We start from the raw sequence: 23,776 nt of genomic DNA on the forward strand, positions 1-23,776 counted from the left end.
TTTTGATGCCAAAAAGTAAGAGCCCTTCGGCGGCGGTGAGCCGAGGCAAGACTGTGCTGTATGGCATAAGAAATCAGTTACGTCATTTATATTGATTTTTATACCATAAATTATTCCTCAGGGTGACGGATAAACTAGTTTACCAAACCTTCAATTTCTACTACTTCCTGTGCCTCTTTTTGATAATCCACCTGATCAATTTCGAAGCCAAACAGGCTTAAGAAATCAGATCTGTAACCAGGTAAATCGCCTATTGCAGGTAGGGTTTCTGTTGTAGCTTCTTCCCAGAGTTTGGCTACTTTAGCCTGGATATCTTCACGCATTTCCCAATCATCTATTCTGATTCTTCCTTGTTCGTCAACAGGAACGGGATTGCCAGTGTATAACCGATCAGCATATAAACGTTGGATCTGCTCAATTGTACCTTCATGAACACCTTCTGCCTTCATCACTTTGTACAACAATGAAATATATAACGGAATTACCGGAATGGCAGAACTTGCCTGTGTTACCAACGCCTTGTTAACAGATACATAAGCGTTGCCCTCAATATCTTTTAATTTATCCGCTATCTTAAATGCAGTTGCTTCTAAATCATCTTTAGCTCTTCCTATGGTTCCTTTACGGTAAACTGGTTCTGTTAAAGCCGGGCCGATATACGAATAAGCTACGGTGGTAGCACCTTTTGCAAGCAGGTTCTCTGCTTTTAGGGCATCAATCCACATAGCCCAATCCTCACCTCCCATTACGGCAACGGTATTGGCAATATCTTCTTCAGTCGCAGGATCAATGGATATTTCGCTCACATTACCCGTGTGGAAATCGACAGTTTTATTGGTATATGTACTACCGATAGGTTTTAAGGTAGAGCGGTGTAATACTTCCGTATCAGGGTGTTTCCTTACCGGAGAAGCGAGGCTATAAATAACCAGATCTACCTGGCCAAGGTCGGCTTTAATCAGTTCAATGGTTTTTTCTTTAATTTCTTTAGAGAATGCATCGCCATTTATACTTTTGGCATATAAACCGGCAGCATGAGCTTCTTTTTCGAAGGCGGCTGTATTGTACCAGCCTGGTGATGCCGTTTTACCTTCGGAAGGTGCTTTTTCAAAAAATACGCCAATGGTAGAAGCGCCAGAGCCATAAGCAGCAGTAATGCGTGAAGCTAGGCCGAAGCCTGTTGACGCGCCAATAACCAATACTTTTTTAGGACCATTGATGGCTCCTTTAGATTTTACATATTCAATTTGATTCTTTACGTTTTGCGCGCAGCCGTCGGGATGTGCGGTTAAACAGATAAAGCCCCTCATTCTAGGTTCGATAATCATTTTTGTTCTTTTTACGTTTTGTAATGTTAAAATAAGCACAGTTTTAAGGTGATGAAAAACGCCTTAATGTCCAAATCTTTAACGAAGATATATTTTTAATTCTTTAACCTTAAATGAAATTTGTTTTTAACTGCAAAGCGTGCAAAGGTTTTTCGCAGCGCGCGCAAAGCTGGAGGTATGGTTTAGGCAATTAAACCTCTGACCTCCGACCCCGGACTTCCGGCTTTTTTTTACCGCAAAGCGTGCAAAGGTTTTTCGCAGCACCCGCAAAGCTGGGGGTATGGTTTAGGCAATTAAACCTCTGACCTCCGTCTCCGGACCTTCGACTTTTTAAGCGCAAAAAGCACCGGGGTTTTTTGCAAAAAGCGCAAAGCTGAACGATAATAGTTTGGCATTTGACTTCGGACCTCCGACTCCGGACTTCCGACTTTCACATATTTCTACTAATTTAGCGGCACACAGGTAAAACCGGATTATCTATTATGAAAAAACTATTGTTATCTGCCGTGATGGTATTCATCATGGCATCTGGAAAGCTATATGCGCAAACCCAACATCAAAATTCAGGTTGGTTTATGTTTTTAAATAATACCAAATTTAATGATAAATGGGGATTGCAATTTGATTTTCAGGTCCGTTCAGCAGATGATTGGGGATATGTGAGAAATACTTTAGTAAGGCCTGCATTACAATATTTCATCAATGATAAAAGTAATGTGGCATTGGGATACCTTTGGCAGACCACTACAACCGAACTGATAGGAAGTGACAACCTTACCCTTCACGAACACCGTATTTTTGAACAGTATATTTATAATCATAAAATCAGTTCGGTATTTGCCAGTCACAGGTTTAGGGTTGAGCAACGTTTTATCGGCAGAACCGGAGAAGACGTATTTTCGCAGAGGTTCCGTTATTTTGTTAGGTTGATACAGCCATTACAGAAAAAGCAGCCTGCTTTTACAAAGGGCGCTTTTGTGGCTTTACAAAACGAAGTTTTTTTGAATCTTCAGAACAAAAGTAAAATCAATAGCAGTGTGTTTGATCAGAACAGATTATACCTTGCTGCAGGTTATCGTTTTTCGAAAAAGTTTGATCTGGAAGCCGGCTACATGAACCAGATTACCCATGGACTTTCGAACAATATGGTTAATAACATTATTCAGCTGGCAGTATACACCCGATTTTAATGTTTTAAAGTCATTTTTTGTATTACAACCTTTACGAAATGTTAAACCTGTTGTAAATGATTGGCCTTTTTGCTCAATTTGCCATGTGAAAAAAATTACCATTCTTTTTTTAGCATTCTTGTTTGGCAAGCGGATACAGGCACAGGAGGTTCAGGGTTCTGTAACAGATCGTACATCAACTTCTAAAAGCTTATTTAACCCCATGCATCGAAGAAATTTTTCGCGTAAGGGCGATTTCTTTTTCAATTGGGGTTATAATAGTTCGTGGTACGGTAAGAGTGATATCAGGTTTCAGGGGCCCAATTACGATTTTACTTTAAAAGATGTTGTGGCACACGATCGGCAATCGAAATTAAGCTGGAGCTATTTAAATCCCGGTTTGATTACAGTGCCCCAGTATGATATCCGTATTGGGTATTTTCTTAAAGATAATTACAGCATTTCAATAGGCTGGGATCACATGAAATATGTCATGGATATTCCGCAAACCGTTGCCATTAATGGTCATATCGGTACGAATATTTCACCAACAGATACGCCTACAGGAAGCTTGGCTGGAGATTATAATGGCCAAAGTATTAAGGTGAAAGAAAATATGCTTACTTATGAGCATACCGATGGCTTTAATTATGCCAATATTGAAGTGGAACGTTACGATGATATCTGGGTTGCACCAGGTGGCAATACTTCTTTGACTTTAGAGACAGGTTTTGGTGGCGGATTAATGGTGCCGCGCTCCGATGTACGCCTTTTTGGCCAGGGTAGAAATAACCATTTCAGTATTTCGGGTTATGGTATTTCGGCAAAAGTTGGATTTAAGTTTTACATCTGGAGACATGTTTACCTGCAAAATACTACAAAATTTGGTGCCACGAATTTAACAAATGTGCATACCACAGGTTGGGATGAATATGACCACGCGAGCCAGAAGATTAACTATATCGAAAATATGTGGCTGTTCGGAGTTCAGTTCTAAACGATATCGGGAGGCTTAAGCCTCCTTTTTTATGCAGTCTACACATTTCGCTTTATTTGGATGATACCAAAGAAACACAGAAAAAGCGCAGATGTGCTAATGTGGTAAGGTTTTTATCAAAGCGCAATCCCCGGAATTTGCAATTCCATGGCCTATCCGCCAACGATTCTCTTCCTTTTGGAAAGCTTCAATTTTGGATTTCAGCAAGCTAAGATCCCGATTAAAAAGTTTTTTATTGTTTCGGTAAGCATCTATTATAATAAGGGGTTGATTGTTTTTGCTGGTTGAGATAGTATTTCTTTTCCGGCCTTGGTAATCACCAATTGTGCAGGAGGAGCATCTTTTTCTCCCATTACAATGATAAAACAGGTGTATACATAGTCGCCGCTTTTAAATTGGTAATTGTGGTTTCCTCCACTGCCATCAGGTTTGAATTTACCATTGGTTAAAATTAATTTGGGCTTATCGCTCATTTTACTTTTTACCGGCCATGAGGCATATCGGTAGTTGTCGTTACCCAGGTCATCAATCCTGATCCGGTACTGAGCAGTTTCGAAAACAAGAACCGGTTGTTCAAAGTTGGCTATTGAGGGGTGAACGTTTTTTTTCTCTACATTGATCAACCTGGCCTGTTCTTTTGCTTCCAACTTCGATTGGTGGTTAACCGCAACTAGTTTTCCGTCGGTATCAAGCCATAAATCGCCACGAAGCAACATAATGCCGCGCCAGCCAACGTCACTCCAATCGCGTTCCGGTTTACTATTAACGATTTTCTCCGTCAGGTTATCATCAAATACCTCTTTGTACCGTTTTACAAATTCCTGTTGGTTTTTAATTGGTGGGATAGGGTATGCCCTGTTTAAAGGATAAGTGATTTTGATGCTTAGCTTTTGTATATTTCCGCTTTTAACCACTTTGATAAAATCGGCAACAACCGAACGGTATTTTTTATCAAGTGTCGGTTCCTGGGCATAAATAAAATAGTTAGTGAAGAGGAGTAGAAAAACTAAAAATGTTTTTTTCATGATATGAAGAGTTGTTAAGCAAATATAATTTTTTGAGCTGAATACTACTTTGTATCATGGGTTTTTGGCATCATGATAAATCTTTTTGTATGGCATACCGACAATTGTTTTGTTGAAAAACCAATTTTCTTTTTTTGAAAAGCAGGTTCCTGTGGGCATCGGTTCCGAAAGTCCTGCCATCCGCTTTACTTCACCGCGTTCGTGTCCGCTCCTGTCAGGTTTAACTTACTCAGGCAGACCTTTCTATCCCAACTCGACAGATCCTGATTAAGCACCGGTTATGTTATATTTTGGTGTGCTTGCTTGTTTTACAGGTTTCCATCAGGGCTAAAGCAAATGAGGGGTTTGCAATAACCCAACGGCTTCTGTATTCGCTTTCCAAAAAATAGGATAGTTTCCGGGTAGCAATAGTTATTGTTGAAAAACCAATTTCTTTTTTTGGAAAGCAGGTTCCTGTGGGCATCGGTTGCGAAAGCCCTGCCATCCGCTTTACTTCACTGCGTTCGTGTCCGCTCCTGTCAGGTTTAAATTACCTGGGCAGATCTTTCTATCGTAAACCCAACGGCTTCTGTATTTGCTTTCCAAAAGAAAAAATATTTTTCTGCAAAGTGAATAAAAAAAACGCCCCAAATTTCTCCGGGGCGTTCCTTGTAAGGTGATGAATCTTATACTTTTCTGACACCACCTGAACCAATAACCGTTTTATCAACCGTTGGATTACCAGAATAGTTAACACTTCCTGACCCGCTGATTACCGCTTTGATGCTTTCGCTAACTGCGATATTTACCGTTCCTGAACCACTGATGGTGCTGGTTAATGTTTTTGTAGAAAAAGATTTACCGGCAAAAGCGCCCGAACTGCTGATGACTACTTTCGAGTGGTCTGCAGCCCCTGTAATGTTTATTGACCCAGATCCGCTGATTACACCGTTATAGTTATCTACATCAGCTGTTGCTTTGATATTGCCTGAGCCGCTAAGGGTAGTGGTTAGGCTACCCGTGCTGATTTTTCCATTTACAGTTAAGCTTCCATCACCGCTAACCGTTAAACTCGCTAATTCTTTTGCCGACACATAAGCCGTTATCTTTTTGCCTTCGTATTTTCTAGACCAACTGGTGATGCTGGTTTGCGGACGGATCACTAAAATATTGCTTTTAACTTCAGTAACAATTGTGGCTAGTGCTTCTGCATCACCCTCTAACCGACAGCTTTCGCTGCTTCCGAAAGTTACAATTACATTAATAGGACCTGCTACAGCGACGCCATTGAAATTTTTTACGTCTCTATCGTCGCTATTATTCTTGAAAGCGTGGATGCTGATCTGGTCTTTTGCAATGGCATTAAGGCTAAAGCTTAATGTTAAAGAGGCTAATAATATGGCAAATACTTTTTTCATGACTATTGATTTTGTTTTTTCAGATAAAATGAGCTTTTTCCTATAAGACGTTGGTTTTTTAAAAAAGTTGCGTAACACAAAATTTAATTCTTTATCGGAAATTTGATTGTGCCTTAACAAAGAAGTCAAGTTTCAAAAACTTGACTTCTTCAAGATCTAACCCGATTTTTTTGTATTGATATAAAACAAGGGATCGTGTTTAAAATTATCGGCGTTTATACTGGCATCTACTGCAATGGTTTTCCAATCGTTGGTTGGTTTGATCAAAGTATATGTGCCGGTTTTTAGGGTAACACGTACGGGCATATCGAAACCCTTAACATCAGCTAACCAACGATAGGATAGCGTACCACTGCTGATTTTATATTCCAGAACAGGTGGTTTGGTGTGACGAAGATACTGATCGAACACTTTGTCTAATTTCAAGCCGCTCTGTTTGGCTATGTAATTTTCAATCTGCGCAGTGGTTACTGTCTGGTGATAAAAGGTTTTGTTTAACCCGCGGAGAATCTGTCTGAATTTTTCATCGTTATTAATGAGTTGGCGGATGATACTCACCAGATTTGCACCTTTCGGATACATATCTCCCGAACCTTCTTTGTTTACGCCATAAGGACCAATTAAGGGTTCATCATTCTGAATAATTTTTTGTAGTCCGATTACGTACTCGTCAGCAGCAGTTTTACCTTCTGTACATTCTGTAAACAGTACTTCAGAATAATTGGTAAAACCTTCGTGAATCCACATATCGGCGATATCTTTTGCGGTAATGTTATTCCCGAACCATTCGTGGCCACTCTCGTGGATGGTGATAAAATCCCATTTCAAGCCGTGTCCGGTACGGCTTAAATCTTTACCCAAATAACCTGGTTTAAACTGATTGCCATAAGCTACCGCACTTTGATGTTCCATACCCAAATGTGGTGCCTGAACCAGTTTATAACCATCTTTGTACCATGGGTATGGGCCAAACCAATATTCAAAACATTTTAGCATGGGCTTAACATCGGCATCCCAATGTGGGCGGGCTTTAGCGCTATCAGTTTGCAGGGCCCAGTAATCAATGCTCAGCTTGCCGTTTTCGCCATCATAACTATCTTGCCAATGGGCATACTTCCCAATGTAAAAAGTCACATCATAGTTGTTGATGGGGTTAGCAACAAACCAGTTGTATTGTTTGTACCCATCAGGTTGATCTACTGTATTTCTCAATCTTCCGTTAGATATTTCCTGTAAATTTTTAGGAACACTAATGCTGATGAGCATACTGTCTACCTCATCACTCTGGTGATCTTTATTGGGCCACCATACACTTGCGCCTAAACCCTGGCAGGCAACAGAAATGAAAGGGTTGCCTTCGGCATCTTTTTTAAAGATAAAGCCACCATCCCAGGGTGGTGTTTTGGCCACAGTAGGATTACCAGAATAGAAAACTGTAAATTTATCTTTACTTCCTTTTTTTATTGGTTTGGGGAAGGTGATAAAAACAGCATTGTACTCGCGGGTAAACGGTAAATCAACACCCTTGTACACTACCTTGTCTATTTTCAGGTTATCAAAAAGGTCAAACTGTAATCTGTTGAAATCCTGCATTGCGGTAAAAGCAAATTCGTTGCTTCCGGCGATGGATTTCTGATCAATATCGATTTTGACGTCTAAGTGGTAATAGTTAATATCATAGCAGGTACGTAATGAAGTAAGTGTCCCACGAAGGCTATCAGCCCGTGAATTGACTTGGTTTTTACCCAGCATTTGCGCCTGTACAAATGGAATGCTGAATGCCAGTGCGAAAAAGATAAATAGTTTTTTCATTTTTTTTGTTGAGCAACGCTTCTGGCTCGTTGATACACGAACCGGGGCGGGGTATTGTATTTTGTTTAATAATTGTTAGAAACGATTTAATTACTGCAGGCTCGTTTGGAAACGAGCGTGAGCATCGAATTTATTTTATCACGTCAACTTCTATAAAACTATCGTTAAAAACCGTTTGGGTGGCTTTAATATAGTCTGCTTCGGTTGCCTTGTAAGGATTTTCTACAAATTTTTGTGGATTCCGTGCAAATAACGGGAAAGCCGTACTCTGTACCTGGACCATTATTCTATGCCCTTTTTTGAAGGTGTGTAATACATCCTGCAATTTGAAATTCACGTCAGTTTTTTGATTGGCTACCAAGGCTTCTGGTTTCTCAAAACTATTGCGGAAACGGGCAGGCATAATTTCCGAACGTACCATTTGCCAGTAATTGCTCAATGTGATGTTCTTGTTTGGCATATAAGGATTGTTTGGTTCATCGGCCGGATATACATCGATCAGTTTCACTATAAAATCTGCGTCGGTGCCGGTAGTGGCAATTTTAAGGTGCGACATGATTTCGCCGCCTAGAGTCACATCGTTATCCAATATGTCGGTTTGGTAAACCAGAACATCTGGTCTTCTGCCCGCAAAACGCTGGTCTTCGCTCATGTAATTATGCGGGGTAAAACCTAATGTAGTAGTGATGTCTTCTGTGTATGGGACTGGTTTTAACGGATCGCTGATATAATTTACCGAGCCAGGAGTTGATGGAGCGGTCATGCTTAATTTACCATCCGCGCTAAAGTATAACTTTTGCTTGCTTGCCTTTCCAGTCGGCCATCTGTCAAAGGTTTCCCATTGTTTTTTACCTGTATCGAACATATAAGCTTCTGGCAGGCCGCTGTTTTTATCGCCATTGCCTTTTAAGAAATGATTGAAAAACTTAGCTTCGATTTCTTTCTGGTAAAAAGTAGCAATGCTATCGCCAAAATATACATTGCTGTGCATAGTATGACCGGTTTCGCGGCTCCACCTTCCATGTCCGAATGGACCCATTACGATGGTATTATAAGCATTTGGATTTTTCTTTTCAATGGTTTTGTAGATGTTCAACGGTCCCGATAAATCTTCCGCATCGTACCAGCCGCCCACTACCATTACTGCAGGTTTGATGGTGCCATAATGTTTTAGCAGACCACGTTTTTGCCAAAATTCATCATAGTTTGGATGGTTAATGGTTTCCTGCCAAAAGAAGTTGTTTTTATAATATTTATCGGCATTGGATAATGGACCGAGGTCTAGCGCAAACTGATAGCCATCTTTGCTTTTTGGCAAAATCAGCTGGTTGTTGTACCAGGGTTTTGATGTGGTATCGGTTTTTTGTACACCAAACAACGGGAAGGTGAAAAAGTAGCTTTGCAGAAATGCCCCATTGTGATGAAAATCATCAAAAAAGAAATCTGAAATGGGAGCCTGTGGTGAGGATGCTTTCAACGCTGGATGATTGCTTAAAATGCCTGCTGCAGTATAAAAGCCAGGATAGGAAATACCCCATTGGCCCACTTTGCCGTTATTATTGGCCACATTTTTAACCAACCAGTCGATGGTGTCATAAGTATCGGAGCCTTCATCCACATCTTTCTTTGATTTTTTATTGTCGATAACAGGTGTCATATTGGTCCAGGTACCTTCACTTTTCCAGCGTCCACGTACATCCTGCATCACTACGATATAACCTTCTTTCATCATCAGATCAGATGGACCTAAACGTGCCGGAAATTTATCTTCACCATAGGGGGCAACGCTATAACAGGTACGCTGCATTATCATCGGATACTTTTTATCCTTCGAAGCATCTTTCGGGGTGTAAATGGCCGTAAAAAGTTTGGTTCCATCGCGCATAGGGATATACACTTCTTTTTTTGTGTAGTTTGTTTTAGGATATCCTGCATCGCTTTGCGCAAAAGTTGTGGATGCCGAAAGCAGGATAATGATGAGTTTTAAGTATTTCATTTTTTATGGATAAGCAAGTTTTTTTATTTTCGGTTGGTGAATATACAAACCAGGGCAATGGTGATACGTAACGGGTTTATTTTAATACTGAAACGGTAATGAACGAACTATTGTGCACATCATGATAAATTCTGTGTGTTGCTTTTTGGAAATCCTGCGGTTCTGCCTGATAAATATCCATAAATTTCTGTGGGTTTCGATCGGCCAAAGGAAACCACGAATTTTGGATCTGAATCATAATTTTATGCCCCTTTTTAAAGGTGTGCGCAATATCCGGCAAAGGATAATTTACTTTGGTAATTTCGCCCGGAACAAATGCTTCGGGTTTTTCAAAGCTGTTGCGGTATTTTCCGCGCATAATTTCACCACGAACCAGCATTTCGTATCCACCCATAATTAAGTTTTTAGGATTCGGTACCGGATTTGGTGCATCTTCAGGGTAAACATCTATCAATTTAACTACATAGTCGGCATCTGTTCCGGTAGTAGACACCATGAGATTAGCCAGCACCGGTCCGGTTAAGGTAATATCTTCCGCTAAGGCGTCTGTCTGATAAGTTTTAACATCCGGGCGGCGGGCTGCAAAACGCTGATCGTCTATCATGTATTCGCGGGTACGCCTGTCCTGAACGCCATCCTGGTAAGGTACCGGATTATTCGGATCGCTCACATATTCATCCCAACTATCGGTTCTTTCTACTTTGTCGAAACCAAGTTTTCCGTTGGGCTGTAAATACAGATTTTTGCTTTCTGTCTCTTTTGGTGGCCAGGTGTTGAATTTCTTCCACTCGTTACTTCCGGTTACAAAAATATTGGCTTCAGCCGGATTAAAATCTCCTTCGTCTTTTAAATAACGTTTAAAGAAAGGTAGCTCGTATTGCTGTTGATAATCAATGCTCGTGGTTTTCCCGAAATTAATATCCCCGAGAAAGGAGCCATCGCTGCGTACCCAGCCACCATGAAACCAGGGTCCTGCAACCAGGATATTGCTAGCGCCAGGATTCTGTTTTTCAATAGCTTTATAGGTATCAAAGGTTCCATAGGCATCTTCGGCATCGAAAAAGCCACCCACAACCATTACCGCAGGTTTTACATGGGTTAAATGAGGCGTAATTAAACGTGCTTTCCAGAAAGTATCTAAATTTGGATGTTTAAACAAATCGTTCCAGAATTTAATGCTATCCGCAAAATAACGGTCTTTTAAATTTTTAACCGAACCGGCTTCTAAATAAAAGCGATAATTGTCCTGAATAGGAAATTGAAAGCCTTTGGGGCCTTTATCTGGTGTAATGGGCTTAGGCCTCGGCACCCCGAAACTGCTCATAAAACTGAAGGCGTCCATTAGAAATAAGGTACCGCGGTGGTGAAAATCATCCCCCATAAACCAATCGGTAACCGGTGCCTGCGGAGAAACGGCCTTCAAGGCCGGGTGAGCATTCGGCAATGAGGTGGTTGAATAGAAACCAGGGTATGAAATGCCATAAATACCAGCCTTTCCATTGTTTCCTTTTACATTCTTAATCAACCAATCTATAGTGTCGTAAGTGTCCGTACTCTCATCAATTGCCGTTTTAGATTTTTTACCAGTGAGCTGAGGGCGGATATCTTCAAAAGTACCTTCGCTCATCCAGCGGCCGCGCACATCCTGGTAAACGAAAATAAATCCCTCGCGCATCATGGCCGGAAAGTTGCCTAGGCTTAGCTTATATTTATCTTCGCCATAAGGGGCAACCGTGTAAGGCGTACGGTTAATTAAAAATGGGTATTTTTTCGATTGATTTTTAGGGATGTAAATGGAAGTGAATAACTTAATTCCATCACGCATTGGGATTTGGCGTTCTATTTTGATATAGTTTTCTCTCACATAGGCCGAATCGCTTTGTTGAGCCGATAATTCATAAGAAATAAACAGACAAAATAAAAGGGTAAAAACTTTGGTAAGGTTCATTTAAGCTGGTTTTTAGGAATAAAATTTAAATATAGGTAGATTAAAGATTGATAAGAAAAATATAGCGCGTAAAAGGTTTGTTAGTAGAGGCAATGAGGGTAGGAGGCGGGATGTAACATGGATCATGGAAGATGTGATATAGAATTCAGAAGGCCTTGGGAGTAGCCTGGCGTGCAAAAGAAAATTCGCTTACTTATCGATCATCGGAAAGAGAGTTAATGGGGTATAGTCGCGCTATTGAATATCTTCGTAGCACCTTGTTTGCTATTGGTCATTGTTTTATCAAAATTTAGTTAAATGGGGTTAAGGGATAATCTTTCAAGGTTTTTAACCGTCATATTGATGTTCAAATTAAACACAAAAAAATGAATGGGTTATTCAAAAAAGGCTGGGTTGTTTTCGCTGTAGCAGTGATGGTCGCAACCTTGAATATCGAAAGTGTTTCTGCACAGCGGCCCAGTAGGAGCAGTGGCAGCGCTTTAGGCGGGGGCAGATCAGGTTCAATTGGGTCATTAAGAGGTGGTGGTTTTTCTCATCAGCCCTCGATGCGCGGTTCAGGCAGGGGTAGTTTTTCTACTGGTATCCGTTCCGGTAGGTCAGGTTATGGATATTACCGGCCAGGTTATCGGGTAGGATATGGCAGGCCATACTATGGCTACAGATTTGGTTTCGGAAGACCTTATTACAGACCATATTATAGTTATTACAGTTTTTACAGGCCATTTTTAGGAGTCAGGATTAACGTATTGCCGTACGGCTATTATCCGTTCTGGTACGGACCAAGCCAGTTTTATTATTCCGGTGGATTGTTTTATCAACAAAATAATGACCAATATGAAGTGGTAACACCGCCAGTTGGTGCAGAAGTTCCAAAATTACCGTCGGATGCAAATCGGGTGACCATCAACGGTGTTGATTATTATGAATATAAAGGGGTTTATTATACTCAAAAAGAAAATGCCGATGGTAAAACGGTATATGTGGTGGCTGGAAAGGATGGGGTTTTAAATACCACAAACGATGCTGCTGATACACGTAACATTGGCGACATTATTGATCAGTTGCCTGAAGGATGCCGAGAAGTGACCATTAAAAACGAAAAGTATTTTGTTTCGCCTGATGATGTTTATTATGAAGAGGTGGTTGATGGAACGAACATTACCTACCGCATAATTGGTAAGCTGTTTTAATTGTTCAGAGTTGTCAACTTTTCGTCCGGGAGACTATTAAAGTTGACAACTCTTTGGATTGCCCGTTTAACGCGCAGTAGGATGTTACCATCCGATTGTTTTTGTTTGAAAAGATTGCTTAATTGCAGGATTTCTATCGTTAGATTGATGTGTATCAGGTGGTAACATCTAACGCCACAATATAGATTATTCCGTGCTTATCTTATCCTCCGTGGCAAAAATTATAAATTGTTGCGTCTAAAAAACATATTTTTGCAACCTAAACATTTCGATTTGAAATCCATACAGCCTTACCTCGTCATCTGTGTTTTTTTTGCTATTATTTTCTCTTCCTGTTCAGTAACCAAGTATGCTAAAGTTGCACCGGATGAGACTAGTATTTCAGCCATAAAGTTTCTGGATGAATATGTCATGCCCCTAAACCCTGTTTTTGAAAATACAGTTGTTGGCGGCTTATCTGGAATTGATTATGATGTAAAACAGAACCAGTATTACATAATCAGCGATGATCCGTCGCAGTTTAGTCCGGCAAGGATTTACACCGCAAAGATCGATCTTAAAGAAAATAAAATCGATACCATCAGGATTACGGGCGTTACTTTTCTTTTACAGGAAAACGGAAAACAATATCCCAAATATGGAACCGATAAAAGTGTAAAGCCAGATGGGGAGTCTGTTCGTTTTAATCCAGTTACCAATCAAATGATCTGGAGCAGCGAAGGCGAAAGGCTATTTAAAAATGGTGATTCGACCATTGTTCAGCCCAGTTTAACTTTTATATCTACAACAGGCAAATTTTTGGATACGCTTCCGCTCCCGAAAGGCTTCCACTTTACCAAAACAGCAAGCGGCCCACGAAAAAATGCATTATTTGAAGGTTTGACTTATGCGGATAATTACAAAACATTATACGCCAGTTTAGAAGAACCACTTTACCAGGATGGTAAGCAGGCCGCATTTGAATATGATAAAGCCTTAACAAGGATTTTAAAGTTTGATGTGCCGAGCAAAAAAAATGTTGCCCAATATGCCTATAAGCTTGGTGCCTTACCTGTTAAACCAACTGTAGATAATGACTGGAATGTAAACGGAATTTCGGAAATACTGGCTGTTAATAACCATACGCTTTTGGTAATGGAACGGGCCTGGGCAAAAGGTCATGATGACCACACTTTTTTAAAACTTTATCTGGTTGATCTGAATGGTGCAGAAAATGAAATCAACAATGCATCTTTTACGAAAAACCCGCCTGAGCCGCTCAGCAAAAAGCTACTCTTTGATTTTGATAGCTTAAACAGGCACATCGATAATTTTGAGGGCGTAACTTTCGGACCAAAACTAGCAAACGGACACCGATCTCTGATTTTTTGTGTGGATAATAATTTTAGTAAATCGCAGGTACAGCAGTTTTTCCTTTTCGAGATAATCCCATAAACCATTCAGTTAAAAATTTATAATGAGTAAAATAAAAGCCCTGCTTTTCGATTTAGACGGCACATTGATTGATTCTGAAAAATTTCATTTCGATTGCTGGAATACGTTTTTGAAACCCCACAATGTGCATATCGAATTTAAGGATTGGTTGAGTAATTACGCAGGAATTCCGCTGCCGAAAAATGCAAAAACCATTGTAGACCGCTATAAACTTGATGAAGATTTAGCAAGCTTTATTGAGAGAAGAGAAAAGATCACCTTTGATGGTTTCAGAACAACTGACATAGCACTAATGCCTCATGCTTTGGAATTTGTGCAGTTTGCTTACGAAAAAGGACTTACCCTTGCGGTGGTTACGGCCAGTCCGAAGATTGATGTGGAAGCCGTTTTTGAGCGTAACGGTCTGGCCAAATATTTCAGCTTGTTTATTACCCGTACAGATGTAAGCAAATCTAAACCCGATCCCGAGAGTTATAATCTTTGTGTGGAGCGGCTGGGCTTGGCAAAGGAAGAATGCATCGTTTTTGAAGATACCTTAAATGGGGTTAAATCGGCACTGGCTGCTGGCATTACCTGTTATGCGATACAGAATAATGTGCGGGCACATCAAAAACTAAAAATAGCTGATGAGCTGTTTCTTAGTTTTGCTAATGCCAAAACATATATGTTACAAAAAGAACTGATTTAATTATTGAAATTAACTAGCTTAGTATGAAGTAACAGGGCGCTCAGTATGGTAAAAAAAGGATTATGGATTTTATTTGCAACTTTCGCATTGCTGATTGGGCTTTATCCAACAGTTTACTTTTTGATCGATAGAAAATTTGGCCTGTTGAGTTCGAAATCACTAGCGTTATTAAGTAATACCTGCTGGAATATTGGCTTTTATACGCATATCATTTTCGGAGGAGTCGCTTTATTTGTCGGTTGGGCACAGTTTAGTCCGAAGATGAGAAACAGGCGAATGGCATTGCATCGGAAACTGGGTAAAGTCTATGTAGTTTCCGTTCTTCTTAGTGCATTAGCTGGTCTCTACATTGGCTTTTTTGCAACAGGTGGGTGGGTTTCTTCCGCCGGATTTATCTGTTTAGGCGTGATTTGGTTTTATACTACTTTAAGAGCCTATTTAGATATTCTGAACGGCGAAATTGAAAAACATCAAACAATGATGGTTTACAGTTATGCCGCTTGTTTTGCTGCGGTAACCTTAAGAATCTGGCTGCCTATTTTAACAATAACGTATGGCGATTTTTCAAAAGCTTACCTGGTTGTTGCCTGGTTATGCTGGGTGCCAAATTTAGTTGTTGCTTATTTAATCAACAGAAAAACAGTTCACCAATAAGTTGCCAGATACGTTATCTACCGAAATAATTTTGTAATATGATGTCAGTTCAGGAAATTTTAGCTGGTGTAGGAGCATTTTCATTACATGACCTGCTTGTTTTTGAAGAAAAAGCCTTGCGTAAAACAGTTAAGAAAAACGATGTTTTATTGCGTGAGGGTGATATTTGCCAGTATGTTTATTTCATTCTATCAGGATCTTTTGTTCAGTTTCATGCTGATAATACAGGGGATATAATTATTGATCTGCATCTTCCGACAGAATGGATGTTTAATCACCCGAGTTTGATTGATCAAACGCCATCTGGTACAACGATTAAAGCATTTGAAGATGCTGAGGTAATTGAACTGAGTTTAATTGGCCTGCACGAGTTGATTGGGGTGTCGCAATCTTTTTTAAACCTGGGCAGAATTTTTGGTCAGGCTAACCACCGAACTTACCTTTTCGATAATGCATTAAGTCCTTCACAAAAATATGATTACATTAAAAAAGTTAAGCCCCTTATTGTACAGGTGTTTCCGGTAAAAATGATTGCATCCTATCTTAAAATTACTCCGGAAACACTAAGCAGGGTTAGGGCAAATTACTGAATTTCCTGATTTCGATCAAGTGCTGCTTTTGAGAAAATTGCTCATTTTTGAAATAAAAAAATATGCTTACAGCGATCAACCCAAAACTTCCCATGCGTGATAAAGAAATCACGAAAGATTTTTATGTGAATAAGTTAGGCTTTGAAGACATTGGCGCAGACAATTTCAGGGATTACCTTATGGTTAAAAAAGACCATATTCAGATTCACTTTTTTTTATTCGAAACACTTGATCCCAAAGAGAACTATGGTCAGGTGTACATCCGGACAAATGATATAGAAGCTTTGTACCAATCTATGCTGACTAGTAAACAAAGCATACACCCAAACGGGCATTTGCAAACAAAACCATGGGGACAGAAAGAGTTTTCTATGCTCGATCCGGATAACAATTTACTTACTTTCGGGCAGGGGGCTTAGGATTTATTGGTTCAATAGTTCAATAGTCATTAGTTCATTGGTCAATGGTTTAATAGTTAATGGTTTAACAGTCAACGGTCCATTAGTCATGGATTTATTAGCCGATAATTCATAGTTTATGGTTATTTGTAATGTAAATTGACACAAAAGATAATAGACCTAGTACGGTTGATCTGGTTTTTTGCCGGACCATTTAAATGTTTTATAGTATTAAGGTCAAATATTGTTATGCCCTGCACTTTGGGGCAGTTGAATTTTGTAGGAATATGCTTTTTAGTGTCGGGTAATGCAGCGTTGGTTCTAAGTGTGTGCGCAAGAACTGTATTGCTGGCTATAATTACAATACAATTGCCCATTCTACTTTCAGCTTTCCGCCTTTTTTCCATACCTTTGGCTAATTAAAATACTCAAGAAATTATGCAATACGATGTCGTTGTTATCGGTTCAGGGCCGGGCGGTTATGTAGGCGCAATCCGTTGTGCTCAGTTAGGTTTAAAAACTGCGGTAGTAGAAAAATATAAAACTTTTGGAGGTACTTGTTTAAACGTAGGTTGTATTCCGTCAAAAGCATTGTTGGATTCATCGGAACATTTTCACAACGCTGCCCATACATTTACTACTCACGGTATCGATTTAAAAAACCTTAAAGTAAATATGCCACAAATGATCGCGCGTAAAGACGATGTTGTTGCTCAAAATACTGCTGGGATCACTTATTTGTTCAAAAAAAATAAAATCGATTCATTCGAAGGTGTAGGTTCTTTTGTAGACAAAAATACCATCCTGATAACCAAAGCCGATGGTACCACTGAAACTTTATCTGCTAAAAATGTAATTATTGCTACGGGTTCTAAACCAACTGCTTTACCATTTTTGCCAATTGATAAAAAACGCATTATTACCTCAACCGAAGCTTTAAATATTAAAGAAGTTCCAAAGTCGATGGTTGTGATTGGCGGCGGTGTAATTGGCCTGGAATTGGGTTCTGTTTATGCCCGTTTAGGTACAAAAGTTTCAGTAATTGAGTTTTTGCCATCCATCATTGCAACAATGGATGCAAGTTTAGGTAAAGAACTTCAACGTGTATTAAAGAAAAACCTGGGCATGGAGTTTTTTATGAATCATAAAGTTACCGGTGCTACCAATAATGGTAAAACGGTAACGGTTACGGCGGATACGCCTAAAGGGGAATCTATCTCTTTAGAAGCTGATTATTGCATTGTTGCTGTTGGCCGTACTGCTTACAGCGAAGGTTTAGGTTTAGATAAAATTGGTATCACCGTTGAGGAGAGAGGTAAAAAAATTCCGGTTAACGAGCATTTAGAAACTTCGGTTAAAGGTGTTTATGCCATCGGAGATGTGATTACCGGAGCCATGTTGGCACACAAAGCGGAAGATGAGGGTATTTACGTTGCCGAAACCATTGCCGGCCAGAAGCCACATATCAATTACAATTTAATCCCCGGCGTAGTTTATACCTGGCCGGAAGTTGCTTCTGTAGGTTTAACAGAAGAGCAATTAAAAGAAAAAGGTGTAAAATATAAAGCAGGTTCATTTCCTTTCAAAGCCAGCGGACGTGCAAAAGCAAGTATGGATACCGATGGTTTCATAAAAGTTTTGGCCGATGCGGCAACCGACGAAGTTCTAGGTGTACACATGATTGGACCACGTGCTGCAGACATGATTGCTGAAGCTGTTATCGCCATGGAATTCCGTGCATCTGCTGAAGATATTGCACGTACCTGCCATGCGCATCCAACTTATACAGAAGCACTGAAAGAGGCGGCACTGGCTGCAACGGAGAACAGAGCGATACATATTTAATATAAATTTTTCTCAACTTCTACTCTAACAGAGGGAAGCATGAATAGATATCCAGAGCCGATAAGCAATTGTCGGCTTTTTTTATTTCAGAGTTGTCAACTTTCTGGCAAACCGGCTATCAAAGTTGACAACTCTTTAGCGATAACATTTCTTAAATCCTTTAATCAGGTAAAACTGCATTTTGATTACAACAGTTCCTTATTTCTTTACATTTTTTTAATAAAATGATAATAGTTAGCGCATAAAGAATAACGTTATGCGCTTCTATTTTTGCGGCTCAGATATTTAACAAACCATGAACTGTAAAAAACTATTTGGTGCAATTTTTATTGCTTCACTGGCATTTGCTGCCTGCAAAAAAGATTCAAAAGATGATCTGATTGTAGATCCTCCGGCAGAAACTGTTGTTCCGGAAAAAACAGACAGCTTTAAAGAAACTGCAGCTATTGATTTAGGTGGTGAATTCGCTTCCGAAATTTCGGCTTACGATCCCTTAACCAAAAGATTATTTGTGGCAAGCAATGATGGTGGTGCCAAAGTTGATGTAGTGGATATGAGTAAATACCCAACGGTTACAAAATTGCAAACCTTAACCTATGCAGCTAATGCGGGGATCAATAGTGTGGCCGTGAATAATGGTTTATTGGCTATCGCCTTAGACGGGGCCGATAAACAGGGCAATGGAGATGTTTTGGTACTGAAGACTTCAGATTTATCAGAAGTGAAAAAAATTACGGTGGGTGCCATGCCTGATATGGTCACTTTTAGTCCGGATGGAAATTATATTTTATCGGCAAACGAAGGCGAGCCCAATCCGGCCTATACGGTTGATCCAAAAGGAACGATTTCCATCATCAGCATAAAGGATAATTATTCAATAAAAACAGTAGATTTCTCGGCTTTTGAATCGCAAAAGGCAACCTTGCTGGCCGGTGGTTTCAGGATTTACGGTTATAATGCCAGTTTTACCCAGGACATTGAGCCGGAATACATCACGGTAAGCAGCGATTCCAGGAAAGCCTATGTTACACTCCAGGAGAACAATGGTGTTGCCGAAGTAGATATTTTGGCCGGAACCATTACAAGGATTATTCCGTTAGGTACAAGAGACATTAGCCTGACCGAAAATGCTTTTGATGTTAGTGATAAAGATGGTAAAAAAGTATTGGGTACATGGCCAATTAAAGCCTATTACCTGCCAGATGCGATCTCTTATTTTATGGCCGGTGGCACAGCTTATTTGGCTCTGGCCAATGAAGGCGATACCCGTCAGGATTATACTCCGAAAGAATCAAAAGAAGAGGTGCGTGTAAAAGACCTCATTTTGGATCCGGTTAAATTTCCTAACGCTGCAACCCTGCAGTTAGATGCTAATTTGGGCAGACTTACGGTAACCAACACCGCAGGTTTTACTATGGTTGGTACCAATAAAATATACCAGGAATTATTTTCGACCGGAGGAAGAAGTGTAAGTATTCTGAATGCAAATACGGGAGCTTTGGTGGCTAACATTGGTAAAGATCTCGAACAGCACGTAATTGATGCCGGAAAATATGACGACGATCGCTCAGATAATAAAGGGGTTGAAGTAGAAAGTGTAACGGTTGCGCAGGTAAACGGACAAACTCTTGCTTTTATTGGCCTGGAACGTGCAGATGCGATTGCTATTTATGATGTAACCAATCCGGCAGCACCAAAATTTGTGCAACTATTCTCTACGGGCGATGCACCCGAAGGTTTGCTATTTGTTAAACCAAAAGATAGCCCTAATGGTAGAAGCTTATTAATTGTTTCAAATGAAGGAGATGGTACCGTTCGGTTCTACCAACCTGATAAAATATAGTCTTACCATCCCTTTATTGATTATGATGTTAATCCCGGTATTTTTATCGGGATTTTTTGTTGATTTAGGAGTTTTTAACGTATAAGTATATTTGCTATTAAAGTTGACAACTCTTTGTTTTTTTCTATTTCTCACAATCTGGAAATAAAAATTTAAGCCTATATTGCATCACAAAATAAAACTTTAGGGGTGCCTTCAAATAAGTTGGCTGAGAATATACCCTTTTTGAGGTTAAAGGTAGATGGTAAAAGGTAGAGGGTAATTCTTTCAGCCTTAAAACCCTCCAGCCATCAACCTCGAATGGACCTGATCCGGATCATGCCGGCGTAGGAAATTAGTTTGTCTGCAGTAATTGCATAAATGCTTTCGGCATTTGAAGACTCCTGAAGTTGTATAACAAAATGAAGTCTTTAGCAATGAATTATATTCAGGTATTAACAATAGCAGGATCAGATAGTGGAGGCGGTGCAGGAATTCAGGCTGATTTAAAGACCTTTTCGGCTCTGGGCTGTTTCGGTACATCTGTAATTACGGCCGTCACAGCGCAGAATACATTAGGAGTGCGTTCCGTTCATGGTATTCCCGCAGCAATTATTAAAGATCAACTACAGGCAGTACTGGATGATATCAAACCCGTGGCTATTAAAATCGGTATGATTAACAGGGCAGAAGCAGTTGATGTAATAGAAGCAGAACTTCAAAAATACAATGCGGATGTACCTGTTATTTTAGATCCGGTAATGGTAGCTACCAGTGGACATAAATTGATAGCGCCTGATACTGTTGAGCAGCTAATTAATAAGTTGTTCCCATTGGTAAGCCTGGTTACCCCAAATATTGATGAAGCGGTTATCCTTGCCGGGCAGCCTATTCATGACCTTAACGACATGATTGCTGCGGCTAAGAAAATTATTGAAAAAGGGGCAAAAGCTGTTTTGGTTAAAGGAGGACATTTAATCGGACCCGTAATTTATGATGTGTTTATTTGTGGAAGCTATGCGCCGGTTATACTCGAAAGTACATTTATTGCTTCTGAAAATCTGCATGGCACTGGTTGTACACTTTCATCAGCTATAGCCGCCGAAATGGCTAAAGGTAAAATGTTGCTTGATGCCGTTAAAATTGCAAAAAGTTACATCAGCCAGGCCTTAAAAGCCGGAAGTGAAGTAAAAACAGGTAAAGGTAACGGACCTTTAAATCATTTTTTCAAACCTTTAAACTTAATTATCCAATGAAGTGGAGCGAACAGGCATGGGAAAGAATTGTACCCATCTATAAGAAAATTTTAACGCTGCCTTTTAATAAAGAACTGAGCAATGGTACCTTACCGAAAGAAAAATTTATTTTCTATTTAGCACAGGATGCTTATTATCTCTTATCATTTGGGCGGACACTAAGCACTATCAGCGGGCGTATGCAAAATGCAGATTGGGTAATGGCTTTTGCCGGCTTTTCTACAGGCGCTATTTTTGCCGAGCGTACTTTACATGAAAGTTATTTTACCGAATTTGGTTTAGCCAGCGAAGTGCAACCCACTCCATCTACGCTTTTGTATACCAATTATATCCTTAGTCAGGCAGCCTATGCCAATGTAGAAGTAGCTGTAGCAGCTGTTTTGCCCTGTTTTTGGATTTACAAGGCAGTGGGAGACCATATTTTTGCCCAGCAAAAGGGAGAAAAAAATCCTTATAAGAGATGGATCGATATGTATGCGGGCGTTGAGTTTGCTGCTGCAGTAGAAAAAGCTATTGATATTGCAGATGAACTGGCAGCACAAGCGAATGCTACAACCCAACAAAAAATGCTGGAAGCTTTTGAAATGGCAACGCGTTTAGAATGGATGTTCTGGAATAGCGCTTATGAATTGGAAAAATGGAAAATTTAATATTTTAACCTGATAAACAGCAAAATATTTTGATAAAATGTTAAAAACATGTCGGTATTTCCAATAGATTTAAAGAACTTTGCCTTTCTATAATTTTAAAGCATTACATTGGAAGGAAGCAAGCAAGAACAGGAAATTTTAATTAAACAAGAAGATAAACCTGCATTAACGCAAAGCTCTCCAAAACAAGTACGTTTAGCCATATCAGCCTTTTACTTTATGCAAGGGGTTTGCTTTGCCAGTTGGGCCAGCAGGATCCCAACCTTTAAAGCCTCGATGGGTTTAAACGATGCGGAATTAGGTTCTATACTTTTTGCATTACCTGCAGGACAGATTATAACCATGTTTTTTTCTGCAAAACTGACTACACATTTTGGCAGCAAAAAAATGTTGAGGGCGACGGCACCTCTTTATGCCATCGCCTTAACTTTTCTAGCATTAGCTAATACAGGTTGGCAGCTAGCTGCTTTTTTGGTCTTATTCGGTATTACCGGTAACTTATGCAATATTGCCTTAAATACTCAGGGTGTTGCCGGCGAAAACTATTATGGCAAGCCTATTATGAGTTCTTTTCATGGCGCCTGGAGTATTGGCAATTTAACAGGCGCATTAATTGCGCTTGGTTTGGTCAACTTAAAATTAGGTATGTATACCCATTTTTGGATCATAGCCCTAATATCTTTAACCAACGTGTTGTTTAACGCTAAAAAACTACTTAATCATAATAAACCAAATATCGTAGTAGAGAAAACGAAGTTTTTCACCATGCCTCAAGGCATTTTAGTGTTATTGGGTGTTATCGCATTTTGCAGTATGGCCACCGAAGGTACCATGTTCGATTGGAGTGCAATTTATTTTGAGGATGTAGTAAAGTTGCCTCACAATAAGGCCATTATCGGTTACTCATCATTCATGTTTATGATGGCCAGCGGGAGGTTTATGGGTGTATTTTTAATTGGTAAGTTCGGGCGGAAAAATCTTCTGCAAATTAGCGGCGCCATTATATCAATAGGTATGGCGCTTGCCGTAATATTCCCGAATCTTCTTGTCGCTATTTTTGGTTTTATGCTTATAGGCCTGGGTGTTTCGAGTATAGTACCTATGGTATATAGCATAGCGGGCAATAATAAAAAGGTACCAGCCGGTAAAGCCATTACCATGGTTTCGAGTATCGGTTATTTTGCCTTTTTATTTGGTCCACCGTTAATAGGTTATATTTCCCAGCTATCCAGCTTACGCTATTCTTTCGGGATTATTTCCGTGTTTGGTATGCTGATTATCTTTTTGGTAACAAAGATTAAGGAGATAAACTAGGTTTCATTTCATAGCGAAACATAGCTGTTATTTGTAGCGCAGTGCCTGAGCGCAAAATAGCGTTTCTTCCCGCTTTTTGCTTGTACGCTTCGCTTCCTCGTACCTCGTTGCTGCAGGGTACCGCTGCAACCGCCCACCCAATGTCGTTAAGTTAAGCTATATCCCTTTGTACATCAGAGGTTTTCTCTTTTCTTTATAGACCTTAATTCTTTTGAAGCTTCTATTGGATCTAACTATATCCGTGCAATTCTTTAATAACTTTA

The 23,776-nt window shown here is 39.8% G+C and carries 19 protein-coding genes; 13 read left to right on the forward strand and 6 right to left on the reverse strand.

Features of this window, described 5'->3' with window-relative positions:
* Positions 1–134: 134 nt before the first annotated feature.
* Complete coding sequence (gene fabV / locus QZ738_RS10385) at positions 135–1,328, reverse strand: enoyl-ACP reductase FabV (RefSeq protein ID WP_293787225.1); 1,194 nt, start codon at positions 1,326–1,328, stop codon at positions 135–137.
* A gap of 482 nt (positions 1,329–1,810) precedes the next feature.
* Between fabV and QZ738_RS10390 the strand changes: the two genes are divergently transcribed.
* Both QZ738_RS10390 and QZ738_RS10395 read left to right on the forward strand, forming a co-directional pair.
* Entirely contained in the window at positions 1,811–2,518 is a 708-nt protein-coding gene (locus QZ738_RS10390; protein WP_293787227.1) for a DUF2490 domain-containing protein, read from the forward strand.
* Between the two features lie 85 nt (positions 2,519–2,603).
* Positions 2,604–3,494, forward strand: coding sequence for a hypothetical protein (locus tag QZ738_RS10395; protein ID WP_293787229.1), 891 nt, complete (start codon positions 2,604–2,606; stop codon positions 3,492–3,494).
* A 254-nt stretch (positions 3,495–3,748) separates the two neighbouring features.
* Here the strand turns inward: QZ738_RS10395 and QZ738_RS10400 are convergent, their stop codons facing one another.
* The 5 genes from QZ738_RS10400 to QZ738_RS10420 form a co-directional block, all read right to left on the reverse strand.
* Positions 3,749–4,519: a hypothetical protein gene (locus QZ738_RS10400; RefSeq protein ID WP_293787231.1), complete on the reverse strand. Its 771-nt coding sequence runs from the start codon at positions 4,517–4,519 to the stop codon at positions 3,749–3,751.
* A gap of 665 nt (positions 4,520–5,184) precedes the next feature.
* A complete protein-coding gene (locus QZ738_RS10405) occupies positions 5,185–5,916 on the reverse strand; it encodes a head GIN domain-containing protein (protein ID WP_293787233.1) in 732 nt (243 codons plus the stop codon).
* A 156-nt stretch (positions 5,917–6,072) separates the two neighbouring features.
* Positions 6,073–7,728: a M1 family metallopeptidase gene (locus QZ738_RS10410; RefSeq protein WP_293787235.1), complete on the reverse strand. Its 1,656-nt coding sequence runs from the start codon at positions 7,726–7,728 to the stop codon at positions 6,073–6,075.
* A gap of 130 nt (positions 7,729–7,858) precedes the next feature.
* A complete protein-coding gene (locus QZ738_RS10415; protein ID WP_293787237.1) occupies positions 7,859–9,724 on the reverse strand; it encodes a CocE/NonD family hydrolase in 1,866 nt (621 codons plus the stop codon).
* 76 nt (positions 9,725–9,800) lie between these two features.
* The gene (locus tag QZ738_RS10420; RefSeq protein WP_293787239.1) at positions 9,801–11,672 is read right to left on the reverse strand and encodes a CocE/NonD family hydrolase; all 1,872 of its coding nucleotides are present in this window, start codon (positions 11,670–11,672) and stop codon (positions 9,801–9,803) included.
* A gap of 365 nt (positions 11,673–12,037) precedes the next feature.
* Between QZ738_RS10420 and QZ738_RS10425 the strand changes: the two genes are divergently transcribed.
* From QZ738_RS10425 to QZ738_RS10475, 11 genes are all read left to right on the forward strand, one after another.
* On the forward strand, positions 12,038–12,862 hold the full coding sequence (locus QZ738_RS10425; protein WP_293787241.1) for a DUF6515 family protein: 825 nt from the start codon (positions 12,038–12,040) through the stop codon (positions 12,860–12,862).
* Between the two features lie 273 nt (positions 12,863–13,135).
* The gene (locus QZ738_RS10430; RefSeq protein WP_293787243.1) at positions 13,136–14,296 is read left to right on the forward strand and encodes an esterase-like activity of phytase family protein; all 1,161 of its coding nucleotides are present in this window, start codon (positions 13,136–13,138) and stop codon (positions 14,294–14,296) included.
* 22 nt (positions 14,297–14,318) lie between these two features.
* The gene (locus QZ738_RS10435; protein ID WP_293787245.1) at positions 14,319–14,984 is read left to right on the forward strand and encodes an HAD family phosphatase; all 666 of its coding nucleotides are present in this window, start codon (positions 14,319–14,321) and stop codon (positions 14,982–14,984) included.
* Between the two features lie 45 nt (positions 14,985–15,029).
* Positions 15,030–15,638 carry a DUF2306 domain-containing protein gene (locus tag QZ738_RS10440; RefSeq protein ID WP_293787247.1) on the forward strand — a complete coding sequence of 203 codons (609 nt, stop codon included), beginning with the start codon at positions 15,030–15,032 and terminating at the stop codon, positions 15,636–15,638.
* Between the two features lie 38 nt (positions 15,639–15,676).
* Complete coding sequence (locus QZ738_RS10445; RefSeq protein WP_293787249.1) at positions 15,677–16,228, forward strand: Crp/Fnr family transcriptional regulator; 552 nt, start codon at positions 15,677–15,679, stop codon at positions 16,226–16,228.
* 62 nt (positions 16,229–16,290) lie between these two features.
* Entirely contained in the window at positions 16,291–16,647 is a 357-nt protein-coding gene (locus QZ738_RS10450) for a VOC family protein (protein ID WP_293787251.1), read from the forward strand.
* Positions 16,648–17,064: 417 nt separating this feature from the next.
* Positions 17,065–18,471: a dihydrolipoyl dehydrogenase gene (gene lpdA / locus QZ738_RS10455; protein WP_293787253.1), complete on the forward strand. Its 1,407-nt coding sequence runs from the start codon at positions 17,065–17,067 to the stop codon at positions 18,469–18,471.
* 295 nt (positions 18,472–18,766) lie between these two features.
* A complete protein-coding gene (locus QZ738_RS10460; protein ID WP_293787255.1) occupies positions 18,767–20,314 on the forward strand; it encodes a choice-of-anchor I family protein in 1,548 nt (515 codons plus the stop codon).
* Positions 20,315–20,715: 401 nt separating this feature from the next.
* Positions 20,716–21,549 (forward strand): bifunctional hydroxymethylpyrimidine kinase/phosphomethylpyrimidine kinase, encoded by an 834-nt coding sequence (gene thiD / locus QZ738_RS10465; protein WP_293787257.1) that lies wholly within the window; start codon positions 20,716–20,718, stop codon positions 21,547–21,549.
* Positions 21,546–22,199 (forward strand): TenA family protein, encoded by a 654-nt coding sequence (locus QZ738_RS10470; RefSeq protein ID WP_293787259.1) that lies wholly within the window; start codon positions 21,546–21,548, stop codon positions 22,197–22,199. The genes thiD and QZ738_RS10470 overlap by 4 nt, the downstream gene beginning before the upstream one ends.
* A gap of 108 nt (positions 22,200–22,307) precedes the next feature.
* Positions 22,308–23,513, forward strand: a complete 1,206-nt coding sequence (locus tag QZ738_RS10475) for an MFS transporter (protein ID WP_293787261.1) — start codon at positions 22,308–22,310, stop codon at positions 23,511–23,513.
* Positions 23,514–23,776: the final 263 nt, after the last annotated feature.

Origin of the sequence: uncultured Pedobacter sp. (genome assembly GCF_913776295.1) — a bacterium.
In the GTDB taxonomy this organism is placed as follows: domain Bacteria; phylum Bacteroidota; class Bacteroidia; order Sphingobacteriales; family Sphingobacteriaceae; genus Pedobacter.

What these genes read in the sequence shown, in the direction of transcription:
- lpdA (WP_293787253.1), top strand. Translation starts at nt 17,065, where the DNA reads ATGCAATACGATGTCGTTGTTATCGGTTCAGGGCCGGGCGGTTATGTA.
- QZ738_RS10400 (WP_293787231.1), bottom strand. Translation starts at nt 4,519, where the DNA reads ATGAAAAAAACATTTTTAGTTTTTCTACTCCTCTTCACTAACTATTTT.
- QZ738_RS10460 (WP_293787255.1), top strand. Translation starts at nt 18,767, where the DNA reads ATGAACTGTAAAAAACTATTTGGTGCAATTTTTATTGCTTCACTGGCA.
- QZ738_RS10410 (WP_293787235.1), bottom strand. Translation starts at nt 7,728, where the DNA reads ATGAAAAAACTATTTATCTTTTTCGCACTGGCATTCAGCATTCCATTT.
- QZ738_RS10425 (WP_293787241.1), top strand. Translation starts at nt 12,038, where the DNA reads ATGAATGGGTTATTCAAAAAAGGCTGGGTTGTTTTCGCTGTAGCAGTG.
- QZ738_RS10435 (WP_293787245.1), top strand. Translation starts at nt 14,319, where the DNA reads ATGAGTAAAATAAAAGCCCTGCTTTTCGATTTAGACGGCACATTGATT.
- QZ738_RS10415 (WP_293787237.1), bottom strand. Translation starts at nt 9,724, where the DNA reads ATGAAATACTTAAAACTCATCATTATCCTGCTTTCGGCATCCACAACT.
- QZ738_RS10405 (WP_293787233.1), bottom strand. Translation starts at nt 5,916, where the DNA reads ATGAAAAAAGTATTTGCCATATTATTAGCCTCTTTAACATTAAGCTTT.
- QZ738_RS10470 (WP_293787259.1), top strand. Translation starts at nt 21,546, where the DNA reads ATGAAGTGGAGCGAACAGGCATGGGAAAGAATTGTACCCATCTATAAG.
- thiD (WP_293787257.1), top strand. Translation starts at nt 20,716, where the DNA reads ATGAAGTCTTTAGCAATGAATTATATTCAGGTATTAACAATAGCAGGA.
- QZ738_RS10420 (WP_293787239.1), bottom strand. Translation starts at nt 11,672, where the DNA reads ATGAACCTTACCAAAGTTTTTACCCTTTTATTTTGTCTGTTTATTTCT.
- fabV (WP_293787225.1), bottom strand. Translation starts at nt 1,328, where the DNA reads ATGATTATCGAACCTAGAATGAGGGGCTTTATCTGTTTAACCGCACAT.
- QZ738_RS10440 (WP_293787247.1), top strand. Translation starts at nt 15,030, where the DNA reads ATGGTAAAAAAAGGATTATGGATTTTATTTGCAACTTTCGCATTGCTG.
- QZ738_RS10450 (WP_293787251.1), top strand. Translation starts at nt 16,291, where the DNA reads ATGCTTACAGCGATCAACCCAAAACTTCCCATGCGTGATAAAGAAATC.
- QZ738_RS10445 (WP_293787249.1), top strand. Translation starts at nt 15,677, where the DNA reads ATGATGTCAGTTCAGGAAATTTTAGCTGGTGTAGGAGCATTTTCATTA.
- QZ738_RS10390 (WP_293787227.1), top strand. Translation starts at nt 1,811, where the DNA reads ATGAAAAAACTATTGTTATCTGCCGTGATGGTATTCATCATGGCATCT.